18 protein-coding genes and 2 pseudogenes are annotated in these 26380 nt (G+C 43.0%); 13 read left to right on the top strand and 7 right to left on the bottom strand.

All coding sequences use genetic code 11. The features are described 5' to 3' along the window. Window positions 1–33 precede the first annotated feature (33 nt). The 5 genes from QUB56_RS10530 to QUB56_RS10550 all read right to left on the bottom strand — a co-directional run bounded on the left by QUB56_RS10530 (window position 34) and on the right by QUB56_RS10550 (window position 4627). The gene (locus tag QUB56_RS10530; protein WP_332955094.1) at window positions 34–789 is read right to left on the bottom strand and encodes a response regulator; all 756 of its coding nucleotides are present in this window, start codon (window positions 787–789) and stop codon (window positions 34–36) included. After that, on the bottom strand, window positions 786–1349 hold the full coding sequence (locus tag QUB56_RS10535) for a hypothetical protein (RefSeq protein ID WP_332955095.1): 564 nt from the start codon (window positions 1347–1349) through the stop codon (window positions 786–788). The genes QUB56_RS10530 and QUB56_RS10535 overlap by 4 nt, the downstream gene beginning before the upstream one ends. A gap of 644 nt (window positions 1350–1993) precedes the next feature. Then, a complete protein-coding gene (locus QUB56_RS10540) occupies window positions 1994–2920 on the bottom strand; it encodes a ParB/RepB/Spo0J family partition protein (protein WP_332955096.1) in 927 nt (308 codons plus the stop codon). Beyond that, window positions 2910–3671: a ParA family protein gene (locus QUB56_RS10545; RefSeq protein ID WP_332955097.1), complete on the bottom strand. Its 762-nt coding sequence runs from the start codon at window positions 3669–3671 to the stop codon at window positions 2910–2912. Before QUB56_RS10545 ends, QUB56_RS10540 begins: the two co-directional genes overlap by 11 nt. A 326-nt stretch (window positions 3672–3997) precedes the next feature. Further along, complete coding sequence (locus QUB56_RS10550; protein WP_332955098.1) at window positions 3998–4627, bottom strand: hypothetical protein; 630 nt, start codon at window positions 4625–4627, stop codon at window positions 3998–4000. 391 nt (window positions 4628–5018) lie between these two features. On the opposite strand from QUB56_RS10550, the gene QUB56_RS10555 reads away from it, so the two are divergent. Both QUB56_RS10555 and QUB56_RS10560 read left to right on the top strand, forming a co-directional pair. Further along, window positions 5019–6599: a hypothetical protein gene (locus QUB56_RS10555; RefSeq protein ID WP_332955099.1), complete on the top strand. Its 1581-nt coding sequence runs from the start codon at window positions 5019–5021 to the stop codon at window positions 6597–6599. 181 nt (window positions 6600–6780) lie between these two features. Then, window positions 6781–7466 (top strand): annotated as a pseudogene (locus QUB56_RS10560) (IS1 family transposase); the annotation flags it as partial. A gap of 444 nt (window positions 7467–7910) precedes the next feature. On the opposite strand, the gene QUB56_RS10565 reads toward QUB56_RS10560, so the two are convergent. After that, complete coding sequence (locus QUB56_RS10565) at window positions 7911–8114, bottom strand: hypothetical protein (protein ID WP_332955100.1); 204 nt, start codon at window positions 8112–8114, stop codon at window positions 7911–7913. Window positions 8115–8252: 138 nt separating this feature from the next. Here QUB56_RS10565 and QUB56_RS10570 point away from each other — a divergent pair, with 138 nt between their 5' ends. The 4 genes and pseudogenes from QUB56_RS10570 to QUB56_RS10585 form a co-directional block, all read left to right on the top strand. Continuing rightward, window positions 8253–8654 carry a ParA family protein gene (locus tag QUB56_RS10570; RefSeq protein WP_332955101.1) on the top strand — a complete coding sequence of 134 codons (402 nt, stop codon included), beginning with the start codon at window positions 8253–8255 and terminating at the stop codon, window positions 8652–8654. Continuing rightward, window positions 8618–8836 carry a hypothetical protein gene (locus QUB56_RS10575; protein ID WP_332955102.1) on the top strand — a complete coding sequence of 73 codons (219 nt, stop codon included), beginning with the start codon at window positions 8618–8620 and terminating at the stop codon, window positions 8834–8836. The genes QUB56_RS10570 and QUB56_RS10575 overlap by 37 nt, the downstream gene beginning before the upstream one ends. Next, window positions 8833–9042: a hypothetical protein gene (locus tag QUB56_RS10580; RefSeq protein WP_332955103.1), complete on the top strand. Its 210-nt coding sequence runs from the start codon at window positions 8833–8835 to the stop codon at window positions 9040–9042. The genes QUB56_RS10575 and QUB56_RS10580 overlap by 4 nt, the downstream gene beginning before the upstream one ends. A 349-nt stretch (window positions 9043–9391) precedes the next feature. Beyond that, window positions 9392–9720 (top strand): annotated as a pseudogene (locus QUB56_RS10585) (Uma2 family endonuclease); the annotation flags it as partial. Here the strand turns inward: QUB56_RS10585 and QUB56_RS10590 are convergent. Continuing rightward, window positions 9642–9899 (bottom strand): hypothetical protein, encoded by a 258-nt coding sequence (locus QUB56_RS10590; RefSeq protein WP_332955183.1) that lies wholly within the window; start codon window positions 9897–9899, stop codon window positions 9642–9644. The pseudogene QUB56_RS10585 and the gene QUB56_RS10590 sit on opposite strands and share 79 nt — an antisense overlap. A gap of 113 nt (window positions 9900–10012) precedes the next feature. On the opposite strand from QUB56_RS10590, the gene QUB56_RS10595 reads away from it, so the two are divergent. From QUB56_RS10595 to QUB56_RS10625, 7 genes are all read left to right on the top strand, one after another. Next, complete coding sequence (locus tag QUB56_RS10595) at window positions 10013–10969, top strand: DUF4007 family protein (protein WP_332955104.1); 957 nt, start codon at window positions 10013–10015, stop codon at window positions 10967–10969. Window positions 10970–11222: 253 nt separating this feature from the next. Beyond that, on the top strand, window positions 11223–14474 hold the full coding sequence (locus QUB56_RS10600) for a hypothetical protein (RefSeq protein ID WP_332955105.1): 3252 nt from the start codon (window positions 11223–11225) through the stop codon (window positions 14472–14474). Continuing rightward, window positions 14455–15255, top strand: coding sequence for a phosphoadenosine phosphosulfate reductase family protein (locus tag QUB56_RS10605; protein ID WP_332955106.1), 801 nt, complete (start codon window positions 14455–14457; stop codon window positions 15253–15255). The genes QUB56_RS10600 and QUB56_RS10605 overlap by 20 nt, the downstream gene beginning before the upstream one ends. A gap of 18 nt (window positions 15256–15273) precedes the next feature. After that, window positions 15274–17532, top strand: a complete 2259-nt coding sequence (locus QUB56_RS10610; RefSeq protein ID WP_332955107.1) for a DUF262 domain-containing HNH endonuclease family protein — start codon at window positions 15274–15276, stop codon at window positions 17530–17532. 64 nt (window positions 17533–17596) lie between these two features. Next, the gene (locus QUB56_RS10615) at window positions 17597–19438 is read left to right on the top strand and encodes a hypothetical protein (RefSeq protein ID WP_332955108.1); all 1842 of its coding nucleotides are present in this window, start codon (window positions 17597–17599) and stop codon (window positions 19436–19438) included. After that, a complete protein-coding gene (locus tag QUB56_RS10620; RefSeq protein ID WP_332955109.1) occupies window positions 19439–21040 on the top strand; it encodes a hypothetical protein in 1602 nt (533 codons plus the stop codon). It abuts the gene before it with no gap. Beyond that, entirely contained in the window at window positions 21022–26343 is a 5322-nt protein-coding gene (locus tag QUB56_RS10625; RefSeq protein ID WP_332955110.1) for an FtsK/SpoIIIE domain-containing protein, read from the top strand. Before QUB56_RS10620 ends, QUB56_RS10625 begins: the two co-directional genes overlap by 19 nt. Window positions 26344–26380: the final 37 nt, after the last annotated feature.

Genomic DNA, 26380 nt, shown 5'->3' on the forward strand with positions numbered 1-26380 from the left:
CTTTCTTGATAGTTGACCTTCATAAAATATCCCTTATTTTTCTGGCATTGTAGCACTTATTTGGCAAAATGGTATTAGGACAAGTCCTTTATCAATAGCCACAGCCTCCTGTTCCTTAACGACTTCTTTGAGCAGTTTTTTGAGGTCAAAGGGGGCGCGCGCCAGAGTTTTGCAACCAGATTCAAACCGGTGAACCTCTAGTAAAGTATTGACTAACGAAAGCAAATTTTGGTTACTGTTGCCGATGGTTGCGATCGCCTCTACCGCTTGAACGGGCAGTTCACCGAATTTCCCTCGTTGGAGTAGGGTCAGCATTCTATCAGCGCCGACTAGGGGAATCCGCAAGTCGTGGGTAAGACGAGCCACAAAATCCTCTCGTGCCTTTGTCATTTCCAGCATCGCATCTATGCTGTGTTTGAGTCGCAGGAGGCTGCGGACACGAGCCAGCAACTCATTTACCTGGATGGGCTTGCAAACGAAATCATCAGCCCCCAAGTCGAGTCCATCTGCTATGGTTGTTGAGTTGTCAGCCGCCATTAACAGGATGGGGATAAAGGGAAGTTGAGGATTTGAGCGAATTCTGTAAGTTACTTCGTAACCGTCTACTTCTGGCATCATTACATCCAACAGGAGTAAATCTGGGGGCGACTCCTCAACTAAAGCTAAAGCATCAAGTCCGCTAGAACTTGTACTGACGCAGTAGCCTTCTTCGGAGAGGATAGCCTGCATAATAAATAAGTTGTCAGTCGTATCATCAACCGCCAAGATTTTACTGCGTTTATCTCTCATTGCCCTGGATTTCTCTCGCGCCTCCATCCAAAGCTTACGAACGAGTCCATATCTTCTGAGTCAGCCTTTTGGCGGATAAAACTTAAAAACTGTTGATAATCTTGAAGCTGCTTGGATTCTTCCAACTTTCGCTGCTTTCTGATTCGCAGCAAGTAGTCTTTGAGGCGAACATACCGCCATCCAACTTGAAACCCCAGCTCGTATATTTGAGTGGCTTTCGGATTCGCGATCGCGTTGAGTAAGGTTTGTGCGACGTTTGGCGAGCCTTCGTCAGAAATTGTTCTCCTGCTTTTTTTTCCATCCCTGCAACCTTTCCAAAACTCTTGGCTGCTAGTTGAAGTGTGGATGGAAATCTTGTACTCTTGCAGCGTCGTTTCAAGCCAATCTAAGTCTTGTTTTCTGTCATTTGAGAGCGAATCGTTGGGCTGATACTTGTTCCAAGCGCGGGCTAAAGCATTTAGCGACTTTTGAAAATCTGCCAAAAAACAGTCTAACAGGGTTTGATACTTTGCCGGCGGTGAAAGTCGGCTGTGGTTTGAAAGAGTGTGACTTTGTGGCATAACTGTCAACATAAGCCAAACAGGGTTTGAGTTTGCTTTTTTCGGTTTCATCTCTATGTCTCTAACCTATCAACTGCCAAGCTCGATCGAATTCTACCTAAAAGCTGATTTCTCATTCACTGTCGCCAAGCTAATAATTTCTCCTTCATTTCTCCTTCACTGCCACTCTTGGTTAGAATTGTTAGCGTGCGCGACTTTTCTTTTTACAGAAATAGTTGTTCTGTCCCGTGCGCGATTGCCTGTACCAGACCGCTCGCCAAAAAAGAATGTTCTCTCGATTAACACAGCATCCTTCACAAAAAGTTAAACTTTGCCTCCCACCAGCCAGGGCAGAAATAATATCAAGCCCTTTACTCGGCGCGATCGCGCCGCTCGCCCGAAGTATAGCTAGGGATTAGGGTAGCTCTTACTAGGGACTAGGGAAAAAACGAACTAGAATCAATGGTTTTAGGAACTTGAAATATCCTAACCGCCTTGCCGTTTGCTGTATGACAGCGTCCGCTAGAAGTCGCATATTTAATTACTCAGAAGTTTCCGAGCGCTTCTGTCTTTGAATGGGTACAACCATCCCTTCAATGGCGGAACTTTTTCTCTAGAATCCGGTTGCACGGATTAGGCAGAATGCGGCATTGCCCTTGTTTTTTCTAATCTACTAAGAGGGATTCTAGCTCTATTAGAATTTTTTGGAGGCGCTTCTGCTTCTTTGGATCGCTCCAAGCTTTGGACTTGTTCGCTTTTGTTAAAGCTCCTTTGATTTTGGTTTTCAGATTTTGTTCCGGTTCTTCTTCCGAAGTACCTGCCTTTAAATCCGCGATGCGTTCTTTAATCTGAGTTAAAGATAGACCTTCAGCGATCGCCGCCCCTAGAAGCGACTTTCTTGCCTGCTCGTCTTTTACTTTGGCGATCGCTCGTGCCTTGGTATACTCGATCTGACCTCGGCGGAGGGATTCTTGGATGTCTGACGGCAGCTTCAGCAGTCCCAGTCTATTGCTGACGAAAGACTCCCATGACATCCGCCCCAATTCGCTAAAAACCTTGACGACTATTTGCATTTCATGATGAATGATAACGTTATCATTCATCCTCTGTACGTCATTTTGCATCCGGTAGAGCAGTCGCACCACCTCTTCGAGATCGTATTCAAGGTGATGGGAGAGCAGTTGCAATATCCCCTCCGTTTCTTCGACTGGGTTGAGGTCTTCCCGCTGGAGGTTCTCAACTAATGCAACGCGCAGAGCTTGCTGTTGTGTCAAGTCCCGAATGATAACAGGGACTTCTGTCAATCCCACTTCTTTTGCAGCTCTATACCGCCTTTCGCCTGCTACTAGCTCGTATTTTTCCTCTCCCAAAGGACGGACTAATAGAGGTTGGAGAATTCCATCAGTTTTTACTGACTGAACCAAAGCCTGCATAGCTTGGGAGTCGAAGTATCGGCGAGGTTGAGAAGATGGAAGCTCGATCGACTCAATCGAGAGTTGTCTTTCTGCCGTTGGTTCTGGTACTTCATCATCTCCAAACAAAACGCTCAAATTGGCTTTACCTTTATAGGGCTGGTCATTCTTACTTGACATTGAGTTTCTCCATCTTGGCGGCTAGCTGGTCTAATATTTTGACGACGGGATTTTTAGGTTCGTAAACAGCAAGCGGGACTTGTTTCTCGGAAGCATCTGCGAAAGCAGTTATGCGCGGGATGGGGGTGTAAACGGGACCGAAGGTCGTAAACTGCTCGCTCATAGCCTTGAGAGTCCGCTTGTCCTGAGAGTTGGCAGCAGCATAGCGGGAGGGAACAAAACCAGCTATCTGCAAAGAGCGGTTTCCTTTCTTTCTGATTCTCGCTACTGTTTGCAACAGGAGGTTGGTGCCCTCAAAGGCTTTGTAGTGAGTCTCAACGGGGACTAAGACGTGATTCGCCGCTACCAGGCTGATGTAGCTGAGCAACCCTAAACTGGGAGGGCAATCTATGAGGATGAAATCGTAGTTGTCTTGAATAGGGGCGATCGCATCTTTGAGGCGAACTTCCCGAAAATCCATGTTAACCAGTTGAATTTCAGCCGCGCTGAGGTTGATGTTGGTAGGAGCCAAATCCATACCGTGAATGCCCGTGTGGATGGAAAGAGGTTCCTCATTGACAATGGCATCAAACACAGTTTTATCCAAATTCTGAGAGTCAACCCCCATGAAGAGCGTTAGAGAACCTTGAGGATCGATATCGATGAGAAGAACCTTGTGGCCTCGTAAGGAGAGGTGGTAGCCGAGATTGAGCGCGATCGTGGTTTTCCCCACACCGCCGGCTTGATTGAACAGTGAGATTATCTTTGTCATGAATTGCCCCCCGGTAGCGTGCCACCATAGTTCCAATACGGAGTGCAAAAGGAGGCGGCGGTTAAAACTGTAAGCATATTTACACTTTTGTTGAAGTTTGGGAATGTCTGCATTTTAGGCATGAACCCTCACTATCCCCAGACCGTTTTGTAGAAAAACTATAGTTATACTCTCATATCAAGGTGATGTCTCTGAAGGCGCATTAGGAATTTTTTTATTTTTTCCCATTCGGAAAGGTAATTGCCAACAGTGACCATACCGTTGCTGTGAAAGACAACGGCAATGCGGTCGGGTGCATGAATGCTAGCAGGTGCCGCTAAATACTTCTAAGCTCGCTCTTTCATTGACTTGTAGGGATAAGGATAGTTGATTGTTAGTTTGAGCGAGCCAGGAAGTACCTCTGGTTGATTAATAATGCAGTAAATGAGATATCCAGCCCGTTCCACTTCGGTCGTTGCCAGAGGCGAGAACAGGGCTGATTCACAAATGGCGCGTTTAATGAGTCGCGCTCTGCTGCGGTTCTCAAACAGAGCTTGCACAAACTGGGTGGGATTGGCTATAGCAGGAGATAGAAGCTTGCAAAATTTTTTAGGATGAACTGTCCGAAGGTAATGGATAGCAGCTTGTCCATTAAATGCTTCAACTAGAGATGGGGAAATTTGCAAGTGCTGAAGTAGCAACTCAATATCTTCATCAGTATTGGTTACTGCCCATAAATTATTCTCGAGCCACCCCCAAACTATCTGCTCAGCCTCTTTGTCAGTTGCTACCAAAAAGCGATTTCCTTTGTAGGTAAACCCTGATACGTGGGGCAGTTGGGGGAGAGACCAGTCGGCAAGAGCGCGATCGCTGTCCAGTAGCAATAGGACGGATGCTAGTATGTGCCTCCTGCTGTGCCGCAGCGGATCGGCGACGGGTGCAGGCTGTCGAGAGCTGTATTGATAGTCAAAATGCATGGGAACGCCGTTCTCCTATTAACAGTACAAGTTACTGCTTAAAGCTAAAAGCTAAAGGCTGTAAACTCAATCCGCCGTCCCTCCTAATTTCCCACCTCAAAAGTCATCGGCAAAATTAATCTTGCGGGCTATTAAAACGCGATCGAGAGGCAAAACTATCGTCCGAGTGGCTGTTGTTTCTTGTAATTCCAGCTAGTTATAGCAATAGGCAAAAGGCATTTGTTCAATGGCTTATTTCCGGACAATACTTTTTGATAAAACAATTACTGGTTTAATGTTCTATGCCTTGAGAACTAAAGTTAGTTACAACTGAAGGCGTACCGAGAGCGACAAGAGCGCATGATAGGTTGGTTGCTAAAAGATCGACGCGCTTTTAGATGGCGGAACACTTATGTTTTTATACACCATACAGAGATTTCCCCCTGACTATATCTTGAGGCTAAAACAAATAGGGCTGGCTTTTTTTGAGAAGATAGCAACTGACCGAGCAATAGCTGGAGAAACTCAAGATTTTTACCAGGGATTGCTGGCGGGATTGGATCGGGCAGTTAAATTAATAGACGAAGAAAGCGGTGTACAAATGCTTAGCCTTTTAGAAGCTAAAATAGCAACTTTTATCAATGATGAAGAAGATAACTCACCCGAACAAAGTTTAAGTTCAAGTTCAGTAGAAGGTGACTGTAAGCTATCCATTTCTAGGTTGCCTGTTAGATCTATTTCTCAACTTAGACAAATTGGAAGAGAAACCAATTGCGGACCAGGTATAGAAGATTGTGTCTGCATCGGCGAGACTCAAGATTTCTATCACGGCTGCCTCGCTGCGATTGATTTTGCTCTGTCCTTGGCAGGTGAGAAATATGCCTATGCTCAAATCAGTCTGGTAAAAACTAATGCCGCCAATTTCATCGAATTAAACAAAGATTGGGAACGCCGAGTTCTTGAGCTTAAAGGCTTATCCTCCTCAAAGAGGCAAGATAGGCAACCAAAACAAAATTTGCTGGTTTGGCTTTCGCAAGCGGATGGTGACAATCAAGTTGGGACGTTGGTTGGTGAAGGAGAGGAGGATGAAGCTGATTTGCGATCGACAGAAACAGGAACTTTAGAAGCTGAAATACAGGAGCAAGATTTAAAGAGCGATCGCTCTAATTCTAGCGAACTAATCGTACCTCTTACTTTAAGCAATTCGGCTATTTTGAAATACCAGAATGAAAGTGAAGAGCGAGTACGAGAACAGTTTACAGAAGAGGTAGTAAAGCTGCCAGAAGAAGAGCGTTTAGAGCTAGAGAATTTGCTCTCTAGGACTTTATTAGATGGCTGCCAGCAGTTGAAGCTAGGGAAACGCAAAGTTATAGAAGATTGGACAGCCTCTTTAGAGGATGGTGAAGCAATCAGGGTGATTTCAGATAGAGACAGCCACATCGTCCTACGGATTACTTTAGAGGGTGAAGTGCAAAGCGCTCTATCTTATGGCGATGCAGAGGTATTGGGTGCAACTGTTAAAGAAAACTCAGAGGATTTGGCTATATTCTCGAATTGGTTAGAGCCGATAATTCCGAACCTGCCAGCAGGCGATTTGAATCCTGATTCAGTACCGCCAGCACCGACAATGGATATTCAGCAGGTAAAAATGGCTGAGTCTATCCTGCCAACGGCTCAAAGAGCTTTTGAGTATTTAATCAATTATGCACGCGATCGCGTGGAAGAGACTGATGAGTACACTCGCGTTCGGGTAGGAGATTTGTACGATCTGATCGTGGGAGAGTCGGAAGGGGTTTCGGTGTCTTCTCTGACTGTTTCTGTCCGAGGGGAGTTAATCAAGGTTCGCGGAGAAGATTTGGTTTTAGCTCAGGGTATTTCCTCTGAAGATATTGATTTTTGGGCAGTGGTTGCAGAAGAGCTAGATCGGATAGAGGCGAGGAGTAGGGATGATGAGCGATCGGAACCAGATAGTCAAAGTGGTTTAGGGGGCTGAATCCCTCGAAATACCCCTCTTTTGTCACTCGGGGAAAATAACAATAAGAACCAAATTTTTACTGTATATAGAGCGAGCATTTGAGCGTTTATTTTTTGACAGGGCATTGCTGAATTAGGGTATGATAAATTTATTTATAGTGCTCTCGCCAAAAAATAATACTTCAAAAAACGCAGAGCTTATGAAATGTCCTGAATGTCAGTCAACTCATGTCAATAAAAATGGTCAGAAGAAAGGTAAACAGAATTATATTTGTGTCGGTTGTGGCCGACAATTTATAGATTGCTACCAACCTCATAAAGGTTACTCGGAAGAAGTTAAACGTGAATGTCTCAAAATGTATGTCAATGGTATGGGTTTTCGAGCAATTGAGAGGATTAAAGGAGTACATCACACCAGCATTATAAATTGGGTAAAGCAAGTAGGAGAATTGCTCCCGGATGCTTACGAACCAGAGACAGTTCCCCTGGTGGGAGAACTTGATGAACTAGAAACATTTGTTGGTCAAAAAAAATAAGCTTTGGCTATGGACAGCCGTAAATCATTTTCAACCAGGGATTTTAGGATGGGTATTGGGAGGTCATAGTGCTATAACTTTTCGGCCACTATGGGAATTAATTGGCAATTGGAAATGTTACTTTTATATCACAGATGGATGGCCAATTTACCCCATGTTTATCCCAGATGGAGATCAAATTATCTGTAAAACTTACATGACCAGAGTAGAGGGCGAGAATACGCGACTAAGACATTATTTGGCTCGACTTCATCGCAAGACACTGTGCTATTCTCCAGGAGGTAGAAATGCTTAAACATTCAATGAGGTTAGTAATTCATTATCTTAAGTTTTGGGAGGTTCCGGTTCCCTATCCATCGTATCATTTCAATCGCGCTCTTGCCGAGGCAAATCGGGTAGCCAAAACATCCCTTGACCCCATTGGTGACAAGTTAAGACTTAATTGCATTTGTCAATCAGTAATATTACTCAAAAAAACTGCTTTTTTAGGAGTGGAAAATTCACGATTTGAGAGCGAGTAGGTATAAATATCACCCTCGGCACGATCGCACGATCGCCCAAATCTCAGTTTTGGGCCCAAAATCCGAGTAAATGTTGAGCATAATTGCTGATTGACAAATGCTTTCTTAGCTTAACTTGTTACCAATGCCTTGACCCCACAAATCATACCTCAATTCAGCAACGCCAAAAATTCTCCTAAAAGCAGGTTTTGTAGATGCACTTACTCCACATAATTGAGGACTCTCACAAATATAGGGGGCCGATTGCTTCTGGCTTGGGAAAGAAAGCTCACGTCACCAATCGGGAATTTCTTCAGGCTCCGAGTCTAATAGGTCTTGTGACAGTTGTGACAGTTGCTCTCTCGGTAACGGCACAGCAGACAATTCATCCTCTACAGGGGGAAATTTTGGTAAATTAATGTTAGGTGTTCTGAATTCATACCAAGTAACGAGCCTAAAATCAAATTCATCCCGATGTTTAATTTTGTAAACTGTCATTGACTTTTCTCCGGCAATTTACCAGTTATTGCCATCTGGATAAACCCGGCTTGTGGCGGCACTTTCTCGCCATCAGTCCCCCCTGGACGCTGTTGAAAATGGAGGTGTGATCCAGTATCAGCCGTACCCGATTTTGCAATGACAGTCGCCTCATTTAAAGGCGGGGTCGGAAAGACAACTACAGCACTGCATTTGGCCGCTTACTTGCAAACTAAAGCACCCGCGCTTTTGGTGGACGGAGACCTCAATCGCAGCGCATTGGATTGGTCGGCTCGTGGCTCTCTGCCGTTCAAAGTGGTGGATGAGAAGCAAGGCGTTAAGTTTGCTAGGGACTACGAACATATCGTCATCGACACGTCTGCCAGACCCGCACCGGATGAACTTAAAACCCTAGCAGAAGGATGCGATTTGTTGATCCTGCTGAGTTCTCCCGATGCAATGGCCCTGATCGCCATGCTGCAAATGGTCGAGGCTTACATTCGCTTTCGTCCAATTACCGCATTTTGCTCACGCTCATCCCGCCAGGTTCGAGTAAAGTAGGGATTGAGTGCAGGGCAACCATTGAAAAAGCTGGACTGCCCATCTTCAAGTCTGACGTAAGGCGACTGGCAGTATTTCAAAAGGCAGCCCTCGCAGGGGTTCCCGTGAGCGCCGTCAAAGATGCCTACGCTAAAGCAGCTTGGGGTTGTTACCTCGCCGTCGGCAAGGAGATTTTGCCATGAGTCGCTTTGATGATTTGCTAAAAGCCAAGAAACTCAAGCCGGGTGAACCTGAACCCTCGCCCAGTTCCGCGTTGTCCAAAAGCAAAGACCCCAATTTTGTCCGCACTACTGTTTATCTGCCAAAGCAATTGCATCGCCAGCTTAAATCTGCTGCTGCACAGTCAGGCTCCGAAATGAGCTCCCTTGTTGAAAAGTCCGTTGTTTAATACCTCCAGCAGTTCGATGCCCATGAATATCTAAGCATTTAGATGATTAAATATTTAAAAATCTGACAAGGTTGCCCCTGAAACCGAATGACTTCAAAAAAGAGCTGTTGGGAGCGAAAATTGGGGAAACGAGATGAGTAGCGATCGCTCAAAGCTAGTTCTTGTCTTGGTCAAAAAGGCATTATTGGAAAGAAAAGAGCATAAAGGTGAGCCAAGCGAATAACGAAAAACCCGAATCGCGGCACGGTGCGACCGACCCCAACAAGTGTAAACAAATGGAGCGCAAATAAGGTTGGAAGCTCTTAAGAGTAGAAAAAACTCAAAACCCAATTAAAATAAGGGTATGATCATGATTCAAGCCCAAACCATATCCAAACCAGTCACCTTTGACGAATTCGTTGCCTGGTACCCAGAGAACTCTGCCCACCGCTACGAACTACACAACGGAGTTATTGTGGAAATGCCTTTAGGAACAGGCGACCATTTCGACGTTACGGGCTTTCTTCGCTTAAAACTATCAGTGGAAATTGACCGATGCGAGCTACCCTACTCCATCCCGGTGACTACCTGCTCAAACCCGTCCGTAACGAAGCAGGTTATCAGACTGATGTATTTGTTCTGAACAGAACCGCACTCGCCAACGAACCGCGCTGGAAAAAAGAATCCATCATCACGATTTCTTGAAGCAGGGGGTCTAAAGCGTGCAGTACCTTAACGTGAACGTAAAGAGCATCCGGTACTCCCTTACCAACTCGGCTTTGTTGGCAACAAGAAGCGATCGCGTCAATCTCCAGTATGGTAGAGTACATTTGTTCTAGTTTGTCTTGGCTATTGTTGCTAAAAGCCATTGCGCTCATGGATAAACAATTGCTACTTCCCAGAGAAACTTTTTGAGTTTCTTTAATTAAGCCATAACTAGGATTTTAGTAATTTTTAGACGATCCTTTGCTAATCTATTAACAGAATTTTTATGGTCAAGCAACTCAGCCTTAATTTAGATGGTGTTATAGGCCAAATTAATAGTGTAAATCCAGTCTTTGCTCGTCACGAGACGTTTCATCCCCGGTTTGGTTGGCTCAAAAAAGGTTTCGATGCCGCCCAGAAGAATGCCAACAATTCCAGCATTTTTTTAGATGATGATGTCCCGATCCGACTAGGGGTTGGCAAAAACATGGTAAATGCCATTCGCTATTGGTGTAATGCCTTCAAAGTGCTAGAAGATGATATACCAACAGAATTTGGCGAGCTTCTTTTAAGGGATAATGGTTGGGACCCATTTTTAGAAGACCCCGCTTCTTTATGGTTGCTACATTGGAACCTGCTCAAACCTCCCTGCAATGCAACAGCTTGGTATTTCACATTTAATATTTTCCGCCAAGTCCAATTTTCCCAAGATGAGTTTTTCAACGCCCTGTGCGATTACAAAGATACTGTAGCATCTCGTATCGTTGAATCTTCAGTTAAAAAAGATGTCAGCTGTATCCTGAGAATGTACGTCGAACAAGGAATCTCTAAGGCGGGTGTTAGCGAGGATACCCTTGATTGTCCATTTACCGAATTAGGGATTATCCATACTGCTGGAGACTCCAGACACTATACGTTTCGAGTCGGTGCCAAAGGTACTTTACCGCCAGAGATAGTTGTTGCTACTTGTTTGGAATATGCTAGTTTGGTCGGACGGGAACAAAGAACAATCTCGATTTCTCGGCTTCTCTACGATGTTGGCAGTCCAGGTATGGCGTTCAAACTAACAGAAAGTGCCATCTGCGAGGCTATCGAACGAGTGGAGAGACAATTAAGCTCAATTGGCTTCTCCGAATCAGCGGGATTAATTCAATTTTCCTATACTTCTGAGCCAGAGCAGCTGGCAAACGATATTCTAGACAAATACTACAGAGATCGATCTAAAGGGGCTAAGAATGAATAAACGTTTATCTCAATATTTCAGCCTCAAGCGGCGCTACTTTCGTTCTATCAACTTAGAACGGGATCTAGAAAAAGTAGATGCTTTGGAAGGCTATATCCCAACAGAAAGGTCACTTGATGCCATCAGACGTATTCTAGCGGGATTGAACGGGACTTCCAATCACCGAGCTTGGACGTTGACTGGGGTATATGGTACTGGCAAATCCGCCTTTGCCCATTTTCTGACTTCTTTATGTGCTTCTCAAAACAGCCCAATGCGGCAAGAAGCACTAAAAATTGCCGCTACAGCATTTGACTCTGATAGTTTGGAATATCAGGCGCTGAATGAAAAAATACCAGAGCCAGGTTTATTTCGTGCCGTTGCTACTGCCCAAAGAGAGCCATTAAGTAATACTATAGTTAGAGCACTTTATCGGGGAGCCGAACTATTTTGGACGGCACAACAACGAGCTAAAATTGGCGTTTGTAGAGAGCTGTTAGACCTAAGTAATGATATTACAGATGGTAAGATTATAGACAGCCGCCAGGCTCTAAAGTTAGTACAAAAAGTAGCAAGTAAAGCTGATACTGGTGTTTTATTAGTTATTGATGAATTAGGAAAAAACTTAGAATTCGCCGTTCAAAACCAAGGAGTAGAAGATTTATATTTATTCCAGCAATTAGCGGAACTACCTAAAGATAAGAATTATCAAATTTATCTACTTGGGTTGTTGCACCAATCATTTGCTGATTATGGAGAGAGATTAGCATCTGTACAGCGCAACGAATGGGCAAAGATTCAGGGAAGATTTGAAGACATTCCCTTTAGAGATTCTGACGCACAAATGATGAGGTTAATTGGTCAAGCGATTGACTCATCTCAAGCTGAAACAGTTCTTTGCGGAATTCACAATCACGTAGCTGAGTGGTTTGAATATTTGCCAAATGATATTACAAATGATATCACTCCTTCTATTCTAACTGCTGTTTACCCATTGCACCCTATTGCAGCATTAGTATTGCCAAAATTATGTAGTCGTTATGCTCAAAACGATCGCTCTCTCTTTACCTTTCTCACCAGTGCTGAACCTTATTCGTTTCAAAATTATTTAGAAGAAACTTCAGTAGTGGCAGGGGATGTTTTACCAACCTTAAAACTATATAGAGTTTATGACTACTTTATTGAAGCAGTGGGAGTAGGATTAGCATCTAGACCCAATCTGCAACGCTGGGTAGAAATTCAAAATTTAATTGACGATGCTAAGAGTTTAGATGAAGACAGTTTACAAGTATTAAAGATAATTGGTATTTTAAACCTGATTACTACTACAAGTCCATTGAGAGCAACTCGCAGTTTAGTCACGCTAGCTATGTGTGATATTGCTACAGATGATAATAAATTGCACTGGGAACAAAAAATAGAGAGCCTCCTACAAAAGGGTATCCTTACTTATCGACGCCAGTTGGATGAACTGCGAATTTGGCAAGGTTCTGATTTTAATGTTGATGCTGAGTTATCTAAATATATCGAGCAAGAACGATCGCCTTTAGTAAATCTTTTATCTACAGTTCGTCCTTTAACTCCTTTAATTGCACAACGTCATAGTTACAAAACAGGAACATTACGGTATTTTGAACGCAAGTATTTAGATGGTTTAGAAAATTTAAACCAACTACGGTGTTCTCATTCTGATTGTGATGGATTAGTAGGATACTGGGTTGATAGGCAGTTACCCAATCAAGTTCCTTCCCAAACAGCGGATGGAAAGCCTTTAATTATTTTGGCGGCTGCTAAACTTGATTCATTACAAATTAGAGCGCGAGAATTTGCAGCCTTGAAAAAAATTCAAACCAGCGCTTCTGAGTTACAAACAGATGGAGTAGCCAGACAGGAAGTTCGCTATCGGTTGGTGCAGGCTGAGGAACTATTAAATGAGACCTTAGCTTCATCATTTGATGTAGGTGCTAATAAAAATTCTTGTTGGATTCAAGGGAAATCAGAAACAATTAGCTACATTACAGATTTTAATGCCAAGCTTTCTGAGGTTTGCGAGCGAGTTTATAGTTCGACTCCTATTCTTTGGAATGAATTAATTAATCGCCGTGAATTAACTTCTCAAGGGTCGAAAGCGAGACGGGAATTAATTGAGGGGATGCTGGAACACGCAGAGGAAGAAAGACTTTCTTTGCAAGGAAATGGCCCAGAAGTTAGTATGTATTATTCTGTCTTGAGTGAGACGGGAATTCATCGCCAAGAAGAAGGAACTTGGGGATTTTATCCACCAAATGAAGAATCTGGTGTTAGCACGATATGGCAAGCGATTGAGGAATTTTGTTTTTCTGCTAAGGAGAAACAACAGACTTTAAATAATCTCTACAAATTATTAGAAGCACCTCCTTATGGTGTTAAACAAGGAGTAGTTCCGGTACTGCTGGCGGCGGTTTTGTTATACCACATCGATGATGTGGGGGTTTATCGTGACGGTACATTTATTCCAGTTCTAGGAGCGGAACATTTTGAGTTGTTCTTAAAAGACTATTCTAGGTTTGCTGTTAAGTATTTTGAAGTGGTGGGATTGCGATCGCAAGTTTTCAAGGAACTGGAAACGATTTTGCGCTCGTCCAATGCTCAAATGTTAGCAGGAATTAGAAATGCAACGCTGCTTGCAGTAGTAAGACCGTTATTTCAGTTTGTCAAAAAGCTGCCTGCTTATACTAAGAAAACCAAACGTCTGAGTTCGGAAGCATTGGCTGTACTCCAAACTTTACAGCAGGCGCAAGAACCCGATGAACTACTATTTACTTCTTTACCAAAAGCTTGTGGTTTACCTCCTATTGTGGCAAGTGATGAGGACGATGGTACGGTAGCGAAAACCTTACGGAAAAAGTTAGTTGCAGCGCTCCATGAGATTCAAACTGCTTATGATCGTCTATTAACTGAGTGCCTATCTCTGCTGCATAGCGCATTTGCCGTGCGGAGTAATGAGGATAGACTACGGGAAGACTTGCGGGTGAGAGCCAGTTATTTATCGGGTCAATGCTTAGAACGTCATATCAAGAGTTTTGTGATGGCGGCGGCAGATGAAACCAAGAAGGACGCTGAATGGTTAGAGGCATTGGTGATGATTGTCGCTGACAAGCCTGCTGAGTCTTGGAATGATGAAGACGTTACGAATTTTGAAGTTAAGCTTTCGGACTTGGCGAGAAAGTTCAAGAATTTAGAGGCTATTCAGAAAGATGCTCAAACCCGCGCTAGAGAAGGGTTTGAAGCGAGGAAAATTACGGTGACGCGCCCTGATGGACAAGAAACTCACTCTCTTGTTTGGTTCGACCATGAAAGTCAAACCAAAATTGATGGCGTTGTCGAGGAAATTGTGGGAATATTAAATAAGTATGACAATCCCCAGCTACAACAAGCTGTAGTAGCTAAATTGGCTGAGTGGGTCTTGGGGTCAGTTTCTCAGGACGGTTTGGTTAAAATTCCCAGAAAAAGCCAAGAGCCAAAGGATGAGCGAAAAACCAGTTAGACACATTTTGGGCCTATCCGGTGGCAAGGACAGCACTGCCTTGGCAGTGTTGCTGCACAAAAAGATTCCACAGATGGAATACTTTTTTTGTGATACCCATAAGGAGTTACCCGAAACCTACGAATATCTTGAGCGGATCAAAGCCCGTCTAGGCATTAAAATTCATTATCTAAGTGCTAAAAGAGGTTTTGACCATTGGCTGGAAATTCATGACGGATTGTTACCGTCACCGCAAATGCGCTGGTGTACTGTAATGATGAAAATTAAACCCCTTGAGGAATTTGTTGGGAATGACGAAGCTATTAGCTACATAGGCATTAGGGCAGATGAAAACCGTGAAGGTTATATTTCTACTAAGCCAAATATTAAGCCTGTTTTTCCATTTAAGGAACGCAGATTAGTTAAAGCTGATATTTTCCGAATTCTTGAACAAAGTGGAATTGGTTTGCCAGATTATTACCGTTGGCGTAGTCGGTCTGGTTGCTTTTTTTGCTTTTTCCAACGCAAGTATGAGTGGGTGATGCTGGCGCAGGAACACCCCGATCTATTTGCTGAAGCAGTTAAGTATGAGCAAGGACATAAAGACGGTAGAACATACACCTGGGTTCAAGGGGAGACTTTGTTGGAATTGCTTGAGCGTAAAGATGAGATTATTGCTCAACATGAAAAGTCAATGGCTAGGGAAGTTAAATCTCTAGGTAAACAATCTTTAGCAGAAGTATTGGAAAACATACTTGATGAAGAGGATAACGAACTACCCTGTTTAGCTTGTCACTTATAATTAGTTGAGTAAAAAGATATGGATATTTCTAGAGTATTTACTAATAGAAGTGAAGCGATACTTAACTTTTTTCAGCAGCCTGGTATTGGTTACTATATCCCTTTTTACCAACGTGAATATAGCTGGGATACCGAAAACATAGACCAGCTAATGGAAGATATCTGTAGTGGTGTCAGGGACATAGTAGATGGGGCAAGCGATCCTATCCATTTTATGGGAACACTTATTCTTGTAACGGATAGCAATCCAATAGTAAATATCAAACCACTTGATCCTCGTGCTCTGCCAATTCGTGTGGATAATGTAATTGATGGACAGCAGAGGATTTCAACGATAGCTATTGTTGCCTGCCAATTATATAAAAAATTATGCCTAATTGAAAAGACGCTTCCAACTGTTCAGGATTTTGATGGGTTGAGAGAAGCAATTAATACATATGTTGATCGGCTTATTGATGTTTTTTCACTCGATCTTAGAAGAGGTACTCCAAATCGCAAGCCGTTAATAATTAGAGCTTCTATAGATCAATGGACATTTGATGGTAAGGAGGATAATTACAAGTCTGAAATTTCTTCGTACTTGGCAGCGTTTATACGTTCTATACATACCAAGTCTAACTTGCCCGAGGGAGCTAATAATTCTTTAGTTGGGAAGAATATTAAAAGAATTAATCAATTTTTAAAGAATATAGAAGAAGCCCACGAAAGCAAAGACACAGATTTTCCGCCAGCTTGGGACATCCTTCGCAGGTTTTCAGAAGTTGATTTATGGACATATCCTCGACCAGACCTAGTAAGCAGGGTGGAAAACCGAGGAAATCCGATGTCTAGTGAAGAGAAGCAAATATGTAGCCTAATTCAGTTATTTGCTTTTTGTCACTACTTACTTCAGTGTTGTTGTTTCACTATTATTCAACCTATTTCCGACGTGAGAGCATTTGATATGTTCCAGTCTTTAAATGCGACAGGAACTCCTCTCACTGCATTTGAAACATTTAAGCCGTTGGTAGTTAACCATGTTGAATCATCTGGCTCCAGTTTTAAAAGCTCAAATTCAGAAAAATATCTTGAATCAGCCGATAGATTACTAAGTTCAAGAAAAAGCGCTTCATCAAAGAATAAATTAACTAACGAATTTTTAACTCTTTTCGCTTTAGTACATGATGGTTCAAAGCTGTCAAAACAATTTAGTGTACAAAGAAGATGGTTGAATGAAGGATATGAAAGCAGTTCTTCTGCCCCGAGTAAAGAAGAATTTATTAATCAAATAGGTAATCTTGCAACCTATTGGGATAACATAGTTAATTTTAATCCATTAACAACTCCTTTTATAGGGGGAACTGATAATATTCCTGAACCTGATAGAGGGCTAGGAACTGTTTGTATTAGCTATATTCAAAAAGCTAATCATAGGATGGCAAATACAGTTCTAAGCCGTTTCTATGCTCGGGTTATAAGAAGTGAGCAAAATGCAGACAAAGAATTTATTTTGGCTTCTAAAGCTATAGCAGCATTTTTCACTCTATGGCGTTCAGCTTTATCTACTTCAGGTCTGGATGAAGTTTATAGGAAACTATTAAGAGAGCATATTTCCTGGGAGAAAGGAGATGCTGAATTAACTACGCAGTTTCTCAAAAAGTATTTAAAGGATGTGCTAGCAGGTAAAAATATTGGAACGAAATCTGACTGGTTAAATAAAGCAAAAGATTATCTAAGATACGATGAATCTGCAACAATTTGTAGATTTGTTCTTTTTATTGTATCCGAAGATACAATACCCGATCCTAATGTTCCAGGTTTGATGAAAGTTGGAAATCGGGGTTCCACTCCATCTTATTTAACAGCCCAAAGATGGATTTCTGATGAGCTGAAAAGCATTGAGCATATAGCGCCACAAAAGCCTGAGTATCGTTCAAGCTGGGAGCCACTTCTATATGAGAATGATAACTATCAGCGTATAGGAAATCTAACTCTTCTTCCTACCCCAATTAATAGCTCACTTAGCAACAAAGGGTGGATAGAAAAGTTTATCTACTATCAGCACTTAGCTGAAACAGACCCAGCTAAGTTAACCCAATTACAGTCTGAAGCTCAGAGTTATGGAGTAGTCTTAAATCCCCAAACTATAGATTTATTAAAAAATACGCCGACTAAACAACATCTTGCACCAATAGTTCAATTAGGTGCTACTTGTGTATGGGATAAAGACTTTGTAGAGCAACGTAGTGAGCGGATTTGCGATATTTTGTGGGATCGTCTCTACCAATGGATAAATTAAAGTTAGAAAATTTATTGAATATTAATTTGAAATGTTTGAAGTTGTATAATTATTGATGTGAACTATGTCTTTACAATCGTCATCTTGTCAAGTATCTGAATGGATCGGTTTTCTCCGTCAATATGGACCCATTCCTCGAAATGATAATATGTACGATGAGGCGATTCAGCGTGCGCTCAGACGTAAAAAAATTCAGCCTATTGCTTTTGAAACTGAATATCTAAAAGAATTACTAGATAACTTTAGGGCAGCAGAGCCAAAAACTGTTATTTTGACAGGTACAGCAGGGGATGGAAAGACCTACTACTGTCGAGAAATATGGGAACAGCTAGGTGGTTCTTCAGAAAGATGGAACCAGAGTGAGGAAAAAATTCACACGCTAGAACTTGCTAATAGCCAGTTATTTGTTATTAAGGATTTAAGCGAATTAACTTCTGAGGAAAAACTTTCGCTATTACCTCAAGTTGCAGCAGCGATCATTGGAAAAGATACAACTAAAGTTTACTTAATTGCTGCTAATGATGGTCAGCTTGTTGAGGCATGGGCAGAAGCAGAGATTGCTGGAATTATCGAAGTGCGACAGGTAATCGAAGACCTGCTAGTTGAAGACTTGCGTGAAAAGGAACGCTTTAATGTCCGGCTTTACAACCTCAGTCGCCAGAGTGCCGCTATTATCTTTCCACGTATCTTAGATGCGGTGTTGAAACATTCTGGCTGGCAAGTATGCGATCGCTGTCCTCAGCAAAACCTTGGCTGTCCAATATGGGAGAATAAACTTCGTTTGGAAGGTACAGAAGCTAACCGAACGACAAGAGAAAGACTGACTGATCTGCTAGAACTCTGCGAACTCAATGAGATGCACCTACCTGTACGTCAGCTACTCTTGTTAGTTGCCAATTCGTTGTTTGGTCATCCGCATGCCAAAGATAAATTACTAACTTGCCAACAAGTTCCCAAGATTTTAGAGTCAGGGACAACTTCATTAGCTAGTCTTTACCGTAATATTTTTGGGGAGAACCTTCCTGAACGTAGGCGTGAATCTACAGCAGTTTTCAAAGTGTTGCGAAGTTTTGGCATTGGAACTGAGACGAGTAACCAGATTGATAACATCCTGATTTTTGGAGCAGACGATCCTGAATTGAAGCCTTGCTACCAGCAGCTAGTTCTTTCCGATTCCTACTATGGTGCTGATGTAAATTACCAGGCTCAACAACGAGCTTATTTAGAAGGTGAGTTTGTCGGCAATCGCTCGGATTTTTTAAATGTCCTACAATCTCAAAGACAGCGATTATTTTTCACGCTGCCAAACGATCGCGTAGCCGATTTGAGGTTGTGGAATCTCACTGTATTTCAGTATGCAGGAGAGTATCTGAGCGATGTTTACAAAGTTTTGAAAGAAGGCAAGAAAGTATCCAAGCATATCCTTGTTCGTATAGTACGAGGGTTAAATCGCATTTTTACAGGCTTTCTAGTAAAAAACCAAGATGAACTTATCTTGGCAACATCAGGAAGTTACTCTCAAGCAAAAATTAGCCGCGTTTACGAGGAATCAATATCTGTAACCAAGAAACGTGGTGAAAGTATTTCCATAGAATTATATAAAAACCAGCGCCAAGCCAGCTTAATTGTTCATCTCTCTCCAAAGCTTGAACCTATTTCGCTAAATTTAACCTTAACTCGCTATGAATATCTGAGCCGAGTGGCAGAAGGAACTTTGCCAAGTAGCTTTTCTCAAGAATGTTATGAAGATGTTCTTGCTTTTAAATCACAGGTACTCAAGGGGCTTGCTCTTAGAAAGCAATCAGAAGGTGAAGACGAGGACTCTGAAGAAGCGATGAGCATTCGTCTGCTAGAAGTAAACAATGACGGTATTGCTAGTTCGCGTTCTTTGGAGATTTACTTGTAAATGACTGAAACTCTCCCACGACCACAGAATATTGAGGAAACTCAACTTACTATGTGGGTTGATGAGTCCATTTGGGGGCATCGCCTACATGACGAGCAAACACCTTGGCTCTGTATCTTAGAGATGCTGTGCATTGCCCAGTCAGAAGCACGCAATGGGCAAGCTTTCGTAGAGAAAGAATATAACAGTCTTCAGTATTCTACGTATCCTCGGCTTTACCTTCGCAATATTCTGTTTAATAACCCTCATCTTGAGGCAATTACATCCGAATATTTAGGTAATACTGAACGTTGGAATATGTGGATAGAAGCAATTGTTAATAACGTGGGAGGTCTGACTTCTCCTGATTTTAACTACTTAGAAGCTAGATTTTCCTCTTTCAAAGATTTTGCACAAGTTGTCAAATTTATTCAATCAAATTCTATTGAAGGAGACAGCAATAAGCGGTGGAGTTCTAAATTCGTCTTTCCTTACGGACCTGATTGCTTGTATGAAGATCTTGGGGTTAAGGGCACTAACATAACAAATGACCGTCGTTTTTTTGGGAGAACAGGCGAACTCCTCTACCTAATGCTATGTCGAAGTGGTAGAGGAGAAGAAATCCTTTCACACCTGCAAAAACTAGGAATTATGGCTAGTGAATATTCCAGTGACCACAAAGATTCAAAGTGGAATAAATGGAATAAAGTTATTGTTGCCCTTCAACCAGAACACGATCGCACTGTAACAAAGTCAAGTGGTAAACCACCTTACCTTCCATACCAGAAGTTACCTGAATACGAACGCCTTGCTGATGATTGGCTAAACATCCTGCACTGCAATCTGCCTGATTATGATGCACTACCCCAGATTGTTACTATCACGGGACTACATCTAATCATCTATCTCCTAAGCCGTGCCAAAGCTGTACTGGGAGAACTAGAACCACCTCGATTCATATTGGAGATTATTGCTCCTAAGAAGACAATTATTCGTGACTTAGCCTCAGATGAATATCAGAAAAACAACAGCCTGTCTCAACGTGCGATCGAACATTACATACGTGGCACAATCGAACTTCCCGAATGGCAGATATGTCTAGAATCCTTTAATCCTCTTGAGGAAGCGATCGAACTGCTGCAAGAGCGATTTGCATGGCTGGCTAAGGAGGAGGACGATCTAGATGGAGCAAGTTCTCCTGAAGGATTGCTCGACAAACTGCGAGAGAAGGCAGTCAAGCGGCATAAACAACATCTTGCTAAGTGTCACAGTAGTTGGGCACGCGAGATTGGACTCTCATCTAGCAGAGGGAGCAGACGCACTCGCTATGCTCCTACCGATACTCTCCTGAGAACATTAGTTCTGACCTGCGTCCCCCATCGTATGGAATTTCAGGAATTTCTGCAAAAGCTTTACCAGAAGTATGGTTTTGTCATAGGCGACAAACAAGCCGAAGACATTATTAGTTCAGGCAATGCTGACCGCGAAGACTTTGCAGCAAATGCCGAACGATTGGAACGTCGCCTAGCCAGTATAGGGCTCCTGAAGCGTCTGTCTGATGCCTGTGCCTACGTCCGAAATCCTTTCGTAGTGGAGGTGAACTCATGCAAGCAATTGAACTAATTGGACAAGTTGCGACTAATTTCCTCAAACGTTCCATCAACGCCGATGAAACGACAGAGGGCGTAGCTCGGTTTCTGCTCGATCGCCTCACTGCCCAGCAGGTAGCAGCTATCTGCCGCACCATTTTGCAAGACTTTCAACTCTCATCACTGATTAAGATTCAAGTTCCGCGAAGCTTGGTAAAAAACTGTGAACTGCCCGACGAGATTCTGACTGACGAATCGACCGTTCACCTACGACACGCACCTTGCGATCTCTCTGCCCTACTACTTGCCAGCACTAGCGACGATCAAGCTCAATCTCTTGGCGACATTACACCTTTGGGAGCACAGGAACTTAAAGGACAGGTTGACCTCTGGATTGACATTGCTGCTGCGAATTTGCCAATTTCTGATGACCAAGTGGACTACTGGCGTAAAGCGCTAAATGGCCTGCGAAAGGTGGGAACCCCTAGCCTAGAAAATTTTGCCCAGTACATTGTTGAAACTCGATCGCGCATTGAACAAGAAGGTATCCCTGTTGTTGATGCGTTGGGTTGGGCGTTGCCTTCCCTGCGACTGCCTCGTGACTCCAAGTATTTCAGTGCTATTCCCGAAACCCAATGGGGACGGGCTACTCGTTGGGAGAAACTATTTCAACAAGCTTTTACTAAACGTGCTTGCCTGCTGCTAAAGCAAACACCGACGCGCAAACCCCTTGATGAACAGGACTTACAATCTACCTTTGAGAAAGTTAGAGAGGAAATCCCCACAAATGCTCATCCTGCGATCGCAAGATTTATCAGCAGTTCCGCAGGATGGAACTCAGAAACCGAAGCCTTGGCGCAGTTTGAATGGGAAGCAGACAATATTAACCTGCTATTCACAGGTTTGCAGGCACAGAAGACTGATATCGCATCCTTGACACTTGCTTTTTTTGAAGACGAATATCCTGAAACTCTCACCGCAGACGAAACTCAGTATCTCAATGCACTCAAGAAACGGAACAAAAAAGAGGCGCTTGACGAAGACCGCGAATTCTACGATACCCATCGTAACGAACTTGATGCAAATCGCCAACTAAAAGCCAAGTGGGATAAGTTCGTTTACGGACAGGCGATCGAATGTACAGATTTCCTCATTGGTTTGCTGCAAGCCTTTGAACGCCTATTTGAGCAGGCAGACTCAGTGGAGGGCATTAAGTCGCTGAAAATTACTACACAAAAGAGTTCTGCTAAAAGCAAGTGGCTGGACTTAAATGCTGATGTAGGGCTGTACTTTTGCACACGCTATCGGGGTTTTGAAAAGCTCACTAGCCCTTACATTAAGTGGGAAACGCACTGGCTCTTTAAGTACGACACATTGCTAAAAGATTCCAAGAAAAAGAATAAGTATCGTAAAAACATTTCAGCTGCCAAAGCAGCAACGGAAATCAAGTTTTATGTAGAGATGCGCGACAGTGGACAAGACCTGATTGCCAAGACGCAATTGATTTGGAAAGGCAATCCCAACACCATTGGGATGGAATTGTACAAAGATTTAGAGAGACTGTTGTCGCAATCTCCCTTCCAACTGTCTCAGGTTTCACTAGAACTTGTCAGCAAGAAGGGTCGCCTACAAGGGATTTCTCTGTCAGATGTAGGAACTCTGATGGCTGCTTACCGTCAGGATCGAGGCTCGCTGGTCGGTAAGTACGAAGCTAAGTACAATCTCGACAAAACCTTAGCCACCAAACTCAAGCAAGCGGTGTCCGAAGGCAGACTCTCTCAAGAAGCGTCTGAAACTATTAAAATGGCTTGGAAAGAGTTTAATGAGACTTACAGACAAGCGATCGCTAGCTTCCTCGATCCCGAAAGTAATGGAATTGCCAGCCCCTACCTACTTTACCAGTGCGAAGCCTACGGAAAGCTGCTCTCGGTCATCCTGACCCACGCTAAGGGCGATCGTAATCGTCTCGACTTTTATCAACCTGTTTTGCTCTTAGGGTGTGTGCGTGTTGCACGAGGTAAGCCTGCTGCAATCGTTGCACCTTGGCATCCTCTGAGACTAGCTACTCTTGCTATCAAAGCACGACAAGTTGCAGGGCTACTTGAATATATTACTTCCAACTCTGAAGTCTACTTTGGTGATTCACGACTGTTTTTTACAGATCTGAGAAATGATATTGTCCATCCTTATAGTCCAGAAGTTTGTGTTGGCTATCAGGGAAAGCAGCCAGAAATCCTAGCTGTTTCAGATACAGTTAATGATTATTCCTTGATGGAACGTCCAACAAAAGATGAAGATGAAAGATTTACCAACGAAGATCCTGCCAAATCTGCTGAAAAATTGTTGGGATTGGTGCGTCGCTATGTTGAATTACAGCCTCACGAAAAAACAAATTTGAGCATAATGCTCTATCAGACTGACTCTATTAAATTACCTCAAGCGATCGTTAATAAACTTGGCGAAGAACTACAAGAAGATTCTGAAGAGGTTCGCTGTCAGGTGATTCTGCGCCACAGAAATAGCCAAAAACTTGCTAAACTCTACGAGCAAATAATTGAAAGTTCTGATGTAGATCCTGATGCTTTCATTGCTAGTGAAGTTTCACAGGACTTTATGGCTAGACTGCGAATAGCAGTAATGTCTAATGATGTACCTACTGATAATCCTAGAGAAGGAAAGTTTGCAGACATCGTTTTTCTCCAGGATGCGATCTCCCGACAAGCTAAAGTTACTTGGCAATCGTCTCCCTTTGATAGCAGTGTACTCAATATCCTAACGCATTTTCCTGCACGCTGGTCACGCAAACGTCCTGCTGCAAAAGATGAATTAAAGTCAACTGTCTATCTCACTTGCCCCAAGCAGCCTACTGTTGGTCAAGTTTATATAGACATGGTGTATAGCATTATTGTCAATGAAGACTGTCCATTAGGACAACACTTCCTACCCGCACGTCAAATTTCTTTTCAAGAAGAAACAACCAAAACAATTTTCGATGAAATTCATCGTCTAGGGGAGTGGGTTGTTAACTATGATGACTTACTAGAACGGCGGCAATTGGTCAACCAAGGAGTTAAAGTTATCCGCTACCAACAAAACCGTACAGATGAACGAAATTTCTTAGTTTCGTCGGATGCGCCATTAAACTTATTAAAAGTATTGGTTAGGAAACGATTGGAAGCTCTTAATCTCCATATTGATAGAGAACACATTGACAAGCTTGTAGAAATTTTTATTGATAAAGCAAATGAGCTTTCTGGAGACATTGTACTGCGGGCTGCTAAATGCGGTAGGTTTGCCAGTGAACTAATCGGTGTTGTTCTAAGTAAGGCATTAATTACTGCTGAAATGGGAGAACACAACCATATCGGCTGGTATTTTCTTGATGATTATGCTTCTTGGCTGGGACAGAAAGAGGGACAGATTGCTGACATCATGGCAATTTCGCTACAGCACGTACACGATGAGCCTGTACTAAAAGTGATAGTGTCGGAAGCAAAATATGTTGACATAGCGGGACTAGCAGATGCTCGAAAAACTTCCCAAAAGCAGCTTAGGGATACAGTCGATCGCATTGCTAATGCCCTATTCATCAGCCCAAGTCGCCTCGATCGCGATCTATGGTTGTCTCGTTTGAGCGATCTTCTGCTGGAAGGCATAGAATTTAGTGCTGATGCTAAAGTGCCGATTGAGCAGTGGAGAGAAGGCATCCGCGCCGGAACAATACGAATTGATTTATCCGGTTACTCTCACGTTTTTATTTCCGGTACAAGCGGCAGTGGGGTTGAGAGCGAACGGATTCCCATTCCTAAAGTCAATCGCTGCTTCCAAGAAGTTTTTGATCGAGAATTAGTGCGTCGCATCGTTCTTGCTTATGAAGCAGAGCAATCGCTCTTTACTATTCGCGAACAAATAGGCGATGACAAACCTTGGTTAATCTCTCAACCCTTATTCCCGGCTAACAGAGTGACATGGGTTCTAGGTATTGAAGAAGCGAGTCAAGTACCAAATGTAGACGTGACTCCCGTAGCAGGTAATGAACCTGATGTAGACGATGAACCGACTCAGCCGTTTCAACTGCAGTTTCAATCCCATCTCGATACTCCTACTTCCACCAACAATACTCCTTCTACAACTTTAGAAACCGATGATAGAAGCAATTGGGCTAGTTCCGCTCTTGTCAGATGGTGCCAACAATATCAGGTACAGACAAGCCAGAGTGATGCTACTTCTGTTAGATGGCTGAACGATACTGCCATAAAGCTTAAAGGAGCATTGATAGGATACGACCTGCAAGCTAAGATACTCGACCAGAGGCTTACACCGAATGCGGCAATTGTGCACCTGAAAGGTTCTGATAAGCTTAAGCTCGAAGACATTGAGAAACGGCGATCGCAACTTCTGACGACTCATGCTCTGAACATTATCAGCGTCTATGGTCAACCCGGTGAAATTGTCGTTTCGATCAGTCGTCCTCAACGACAGGTTATCTCACTACGAGAGGTTTGGGCGAAGCGAAAAGTTAATCGCTCACCATCTGGTATTAACCTCAGTCTCGTGGTTGGGGTTAGGGAAATTGATGGTGAACTGCTATACCTCAATTTAGGCAGCAACTTTGAGAACCTCCAACAACATGCACCCCATACCTTGATTGCTGGGGCTACTGGAAGTGGTAAATCTGTTTTGCTGCAAAATCTTCTTCTAGACATCTGCGCTACAAATCCGAAGGAACTGTGCACTATCTACCTAATTGACCCAAAAGCCGGTGTAGACTACGCTAATATTGAGGAACTGCCCCATCTGCGCGAAGGAATCATCATTGAGCAGGATCGGGCGATCGATGTGTTAAACGAATTGGTAGCTGAAATGGACTCCAGATACCTAAAGTTTAGGCAACAAAAGGTTAGAGACCTTCTATCATATAACAACAAGGTTTCTGAAAGTGAACGCTTACCTATTTTATGGCTGGTTCATGATGAATTTGCTGAATGGATGCTAGTAGACGAATACAAAGATGCTGTATCCTCAGCAGTTCAACGGCTAGGAGTCAAGGCGAGAGCGGCTGGAATCCATCTTATCTTTGCCGCTCAACGTCCGGATGCCAACGTTCTACCTGTTCAGCTTCGAGACAACCTTGGTAATCGGTTGATTCTAAGGGTTGAAAGCATTGGGACTTCAGAAATTGCACTTGGCCAGAAAGGAGCAGAAAACTTGCTAGGGAAAGGGCATTTGGCGGCAAGGCTAACCAATGAGCCAACTATCATATACACGCAAGTTCCATTTCTACATGATGCAGATTTTCCATTAATAGTGGAATCAATTAAAGCTGACTTTAAATAAAAGCTAGTAGACTGACTATTGAATATTACTGTTTAGA

This window comes from Microcoleus sp. AR_TQ3_B6 (genome assembly GCF_036702785.1).
Lineage (GTDB): Bacteria > Cyanobacteriota > Cyanobacteriia > Cyanobacteriales > Microcoleaceae > Microcoleus.